Annotated in this window: 6 protein-coding genes; 4 read left to right on the top strand and 2 right to left on the bottom strand. The window is 71.8% G+C overall.

Going from position 1 to position 4,900, the window contains the following annotated elements:
* Positions 1–251: 251 nt before the first annotated feature.
* On the top strand, positions 252–1,253 hold the full coding sequence (locus AOK08_RS39535) for a Gfo/Idh/MocA family protein (RefSeq protein WP_055535080.1): 1,002 nt from the start codon (positions 252–254) through the stop codon (positions 1,251–1,253).
* Positions 1,253–2,182 carry an SDR family oxidoreductase gene (locus tag AOK08_RS39530; protein WP_241827297.1) on the top strand — a complete coding sequence of 310 codons (930 nt, stop codon included), beginning with the start codon at positions 1,253–1,255 and terminating at the stop codon, positions 2,180–2,182. Before AOK08_RS39535 ends, AOK08_RS39530 begins: the two co-directional genes overlap by 1 nt.
* Before the next feature lie 337 nt (positions 2,183–2,519).
* Here the strand turns inward: AOK08_RS39530 and AOK08_RS39525 are convergent, their stop codons facing one another.
* Complete coding sequence (locus tag AOK08_RS39525) at positions 2,520–2,843, bottom strand: hypothetical protein (protein ID WP_055535078.1); 324 nt, start codon at positions 2,841–2,843, stop codon at positions 2,520–2,522.
* Positions 2,844–2,959: 116 nt separating this feature from the next.
* Between AOK08_RS39525 and AOK08_RS39520 the strand changes: the two genes are divergently transcribed.
* Positions 2,960–3,514 (top strand): DoxX family membrane protein, encoded by a 555-nt coding sequence (locus AOK08_RS39520; RefSeq protein ID WP_055535076.1) that lies wholly within the window; start codon positions 2,960–2,962, stop codon positions 3,512–3,514.
* Positions 3,515–3,740: 226 nt separating this feature from the next.
* On the opposite strand, the gene AOK08_RS39515 is transcribed toward AOK08_RS39520, so the two are convergent.
* Complete coding sequence (locus AOK08_RS39515) at positions 3,741–4,355, bottom strand: helix-turn-helix transcriptional regulator (protein WP_107101161.1); 615 nt, start codon at positions 4,353–4,355, stop codon at positions 3,741–3,743.
* Between the two features lie 257 nt (positions 4,356–4,612).
* Between AOK08_RS39515 and AOK08_RS39510 the strand changes: the two genes are divergently transcribed.
* On the top strand, positions 4,613–4,900 hold a 288-nt coding region (locus AOK08_RS39510; RefSeq protein ID WP_157877002.1), incomplete at its 3' end, for an ATP-binding protein.

Below are 4,900 nucleotides of genomic sequence, written 5' to 3'. Positions count from 1 at the left end.
GGAGAGGGCGGGGCGGGAGGTGGGTACGGACTTCTGTGCGGGTACGGGGGTGTCTCCCGGGAGAGTTTTCCTGTCCCCCGCCGTGCGGCCACGCTCGGGCATGCGCCCTCCCTTTTCGAGTAATCCGCCACCTATGCTCTCAGCTCGTACAGGCTGTAGTACGGGCTGTAGTACGGGCTGTACGAACAGTCTGTTCGAGGTCACACCGATCACGGATCGCGGAACCATGGATCACGGAACTAGGGGCTGGCATGTCGGCTGAGCGCGTGCGGTGGGGAATTCTGGCTACGGGAGGGATCGCGGCGGCGTTCGCGGCGGATCTGGTGGATCTGCCGGACGCCGAACTCGTGGCGGTCGCCTCGCGGACGGAGGCCTCCGCGAAGGCGTTCGCGGAACGGTTCGGCATCCCCCGCGCCTACGGCGACTGGGCCTCGCTGGCCGAGGACGCCGATGTCGACGTGGTGTACGTAGCCACTCCGCACTCGGCGCACCGGGCCGCCGCGGGCCTGTGCCTGGAGGCAGGGCGGAACGTGCTGTGCGAGAAGGCGTTCACGCTGAACGTGCGGGAGGCGGAGGAGCTGGTCGCGCTGGCGAAGGAGCGCGGCGCCTTCCTGATGGAGGGCATGTGGACGTACTGCAACCCGGTCGTCCGGCGGTTGAAGGCGCTGGTCGACGAGGGTGCGATCGGTGACGTACGGACCATCCACGCCGACTTCGGTCTTGAGGGGCCCTTCCCGCCCTCGCACCGACTGCGTGACCCGGCGCAGGGTGGCGGGGCGCTGCTCGACCTGGGCGTGTATCCGGTGTCGTTCGCGCACCTGTTGCTCGGGGAGCCCGACGGCATCTCGGCGAGAGCGGTGCTCTCGGAGGAGAACGTCGATCTCCAGACGGGAGCGGTGCTCTCATGGGAGAGCGGTGCTCTCGCTGTAGTGCACTGCTCCGTCGTCGGCGGTACGTCCGTCAGCGCGTCGGTGACCGGCTCCAAGGGCCGGATCGACGTACCGAACGGGTTCTTCTACGCGGACCGGTTCGTGCTGCACCGTGACGGCCGCGAACCCGAGGAGTTCGTCGCCGCCCCCGACCACGGCGCCCGCAACAGCTTCCGGCACGAGGCGACCGAGGTGATGCGCGCCCTGCGGGCCGGCGAGACCGAGTCCCCGCTCGTCCCGCTCGACGGCACCCTCGCCGTGATGCGGACGATGGACACCATCCGCGAGCAGATCGGCGTCCGCTACCCCGGCGAGGCCCGCTGATGGGCGAGGGGCAGCCGGTCGACGCCGGGCACGGGCAACCGATCGGCACCGAGCAGGGGCAGCCGATCGGCGCCGGGCGAGGGCAACGGACCGACGCCGGGCACGGGCAGCGGGCCGCCGCCGAGCAGGAGAAGGGCGCCGGGCAGGAGAAGGGCGCCTCGCGGGGAGAGGGTGCCGGGCAGGGGAAGGTCGCCGTCGTCACCGGGGCCGGTTCCGGTATCGGGCGTGCGGTGGCCCTCGAACTGCTCGGCGCGGGCTGGTCGGTGGCGCTCACCGGACGCCGCACCGAACGGCTGGAGGAGACGGCCGCGCTGATGCCGGAAGGCGGCGCCTGTCTCGTCGTACGCGCCGATGTGGCCCGACCCGACGACGTGGCCGCCCTGTTCGCGGCGGTGCGTGAGCGGTTCGGGCGACTCGATCTGCTGTTCAACAACGCGGGGACGTTCGGTCCCGGCGGGGTGGCGGTGGAGGATCTGTCGTACGAGGCGTGGCGGCACGTCGTGGACACCAACCTCAACGGGGCGTTCCTGTGCGCGCAGGCGGCGTACCGGCTGATGAAGGAGCAGGATCCGCAGGGCGGCCGGATCATCAACAACGGGTCGATCTCCGCCCACACACCCCGGCCGAACTCGGCGCCGTACACCGCGACCAAGCACGCCCTGACGGGGCTGACCAAGGCGCTGGCGCTGGACGGGCGGCCGTACCGCATCGCGGTCTCCCAGATCGACATCGGGAACGCGGCGACGGAGATGACCGCGCGAATGCAAACGGGCGCCCTCCAGGCGAACGGGGAGATGGCGCCGGAGCCCGTGATGGACGTGGCGGACGTGGCCCGCACCGTGCGGCACATGGCGGAGTTGCCGCTGGAGGCGAATGTCCAGTTCGCGACGGTTCTGGCGACCACGATGCCCTATGTGGGGCGCGGCTGAGGGCACTTCGCGCACGCATCCGAAGACTTAATCTGCACAAGCGGAATTGCTCGCTCCGTAGCGTTCCTCCCGGTCGCGGTCCTATGCTCGACACGCCTTCTCCACCAGGGCTTCACACTTGACGCCCTGGGGTTCCGGTAACACACAACGGACCATGCCGAGGGGGGAAGGCGACAGCCGCTTCATGGCGCATCCGGGTGGGGGTGGACCTCGCGTGGGACCGCGAGGTACGCACCGGGTCATGGAGCGGCTGTCGTGTGCTCCGGCACATCACGGCCACTCCCGCGACTCCCACGGCTCCCGCGACTGCCGCGGCTCCCGCGGCTCCCGCCGACTGTCAGGCCTGGCCCGTCTCGAAGCGCAGGATGCGGCCGTCGTCGACGGTGAAGCTCCACTTGGTGCGCATCTCGCCCCAGGTGTCGTTGCTGTAGTTGGCGACGAGGACATGACCTCCCCGGGACTCCTTGGCGACGTCCATGTGCCCGTGGGTGGAGAAGATCTCGCGCTCGGTCCAGTCGGCGAGGTCACGGTCGGAGCCGTCGTCGGACATGGTCGCGCCGGGTGCCAGAACGGCCTGGAAGGCCTCGCGGTCGTGCGCGTTCACGGCGTTGACGAAGGCCCGGACGGCCGGGTCGCTGAGCTTGGCGGTCTGAATCGTCATGCCGGCCAGACTTGCACCGCCCCCGGACACCCGCCACCCGGGCACCCGCCACCCGAACGGCAGGCACGGACGGTACCGCCGGGTGCGGGCCGGACGAACGGTGGCACGGTGGAGGCATGACCTGTGACAACCGATACGACCGGCGTGACCTGGGGCTCCTGTTGCTCCGTCTGGGGACGGGCGGGGTGCTGGCGGCGCACGGCGCCCAGAAGCTGTTCGGGTGGTTCGGCGGGCACGGCCTCGAAGGCACCGGCGCCTTCATGGAGTCCGTCGGCTACGAGCCCGGGAAGGCCAGCGCCACCGCGTCGGGCCTCGCGGAGACGGGCGGCGGCGCGCTCCTCGCGCTGGGCCTGGCGACTCCGGCGGCCGGCGCGGCGGCAGCGGGCGCGATGGCCGGCGCCGCCGCCGTGCACGCGCCCAACGGGTTCTTCAACTCGGAGGGCGGCTACGAGTACGCGGCGACCCTGGGCCTCGCAGCGGCGGGCCTCGCGATGACCGGCCCGGGCCGGCTCTCGCTGGACCACGCGCTGGGCCACGTACTCGACCGGGGCTGGATGGTCCCGGCGGCCCTCGCCGGAGCGGCCGCGGTCACGGCGGTGGTCGTGGGGGCGCGGAACCGGCGGGTGCGGGAGCGTCGGCAGGGCACGCAGGAAGCGTTGTTCGAGGAGTAGGCGCTCCGCGGGGTTGGCGGTTCTTCACTGCGGGCCCGGTGGGGGCTGGTCGCGCAGTTCCCCGCGCCCCTGAGGTGGGCCGCGCCCCCTCAGGGACGCCCGTCCGCGCGGGTGCGCAAGGGATCCGTGCGGCCGCGCAAGGGATCCGCAAAGCCACTCAAGGGACGTGCGGTGGGCGCGAGTTGGCGCCCCGGACGGCGTGTTCGATTACCCGTTACCCGTTCGGTCAGATGTAGCCTTCCCGCAAGGCATAGGCCACGGCGTGTGCCCGGTTGCGCAGACGCAGCCGGGTGGTGAGTCCATGCATCACGTTCTTGACCGTGCGCTCGGAGTAGGACAGCTTGCCGGCGATCTCCCCCGTGTCGAGCCCCTCGGCGACGAGGCGCAGGACATCGACCTCGCGCGGCGCGAGGCCCGAGGCGGGGGCACCGGGCTGGCCGGCCGCCGTGCGGTGCAGTGCGCCCACCTGGCTGATGAGCCGGCCGAGCAGGTCGGAGGGCAGATCGCCGTCGCCCCGGGATGCGGCGAGTACCGCCTGCGCCAGGCGGCGTCCGGTTGCCTCGTGGCGCCAGACGATGGCTCCGACGCCGCACTCGATGACGTCGAGGAGTTCGTTCTCGCGCAGTACACCCACCACGAGAACCGCCTTGGCGCCCTCGCTGCGCACCAGCCGGCGCAGCCGGGACAACGTGGCCTCGTCGAGGCTCTCGCTGACCAGCAGGGCCACGACGCCGGGCCCGCTGTCGGATTCGTCCCGGAGTTCGACGACCGGGTGCTGCCGCAACTGGCTGACCGCGCCGGCGCGGGAGATCGGGTCGGCCGCGTGCACGGCCACGGGTATACGGTGCCCGGCCGCGGACGACGGCGCGGTACTGGTCCTCGTACCGGCCGCGGCCCCCGTACCGGGTGTACCGGGTCCTGTGGTGCGGAGTGTGGTGCGCAAGAACTGCCCCCAGGGTCAGGTGCCGCCACCTTCGAGGGGTCGGTGGCCGACGTGCATGACCCACACTTCTGTGGCCCGTGGGGCGCGCGCAATCGTGGACCACCACGAGACACACCACGAGATCGGCCAGGACCTACTCGGGACAGGAGGCAGGCATGCCGCCCTCATCACTGTATGAGCGCGAGGAAGCCCTGGCACTGGTGGCCGACGAGGCGGCCCACGCCCGCGCGGGAACGGGCCGGCTGGTCCTGCTGCGCGGCGCCACCGGTACCGGCCGCACGGCGCTCCTGGAGGCCGCCACCGAGCACGCGCAGGCGCACGGCATGCGCGTCCTGCGCGTCCGCTGCTCCGCCGGGGCCGGCGCGAGGGGCGTCGGCCTGGCCACCGTAGAACAACTGCTGTCTCCGCTACAGGAGTTGACCAACAGGCCCACACCCCCGCCC

The sequence above is a fragment of the Streptomyces graminilatus genome (assembly GCF_001418565.1).
Taxonomy (GTDB): domain Bacteria; phylum Actinomycetota; class Actinomycetes; order Streptomycetales; family Streptomycetaceae; genus Streptomyces; species Streptomyces graminilatus.
The sequence above is the reverse complement of the archived record's forward strand: the minus strand, read 5'-3'. Positions and strand labels throughout refer to the sequence as shown.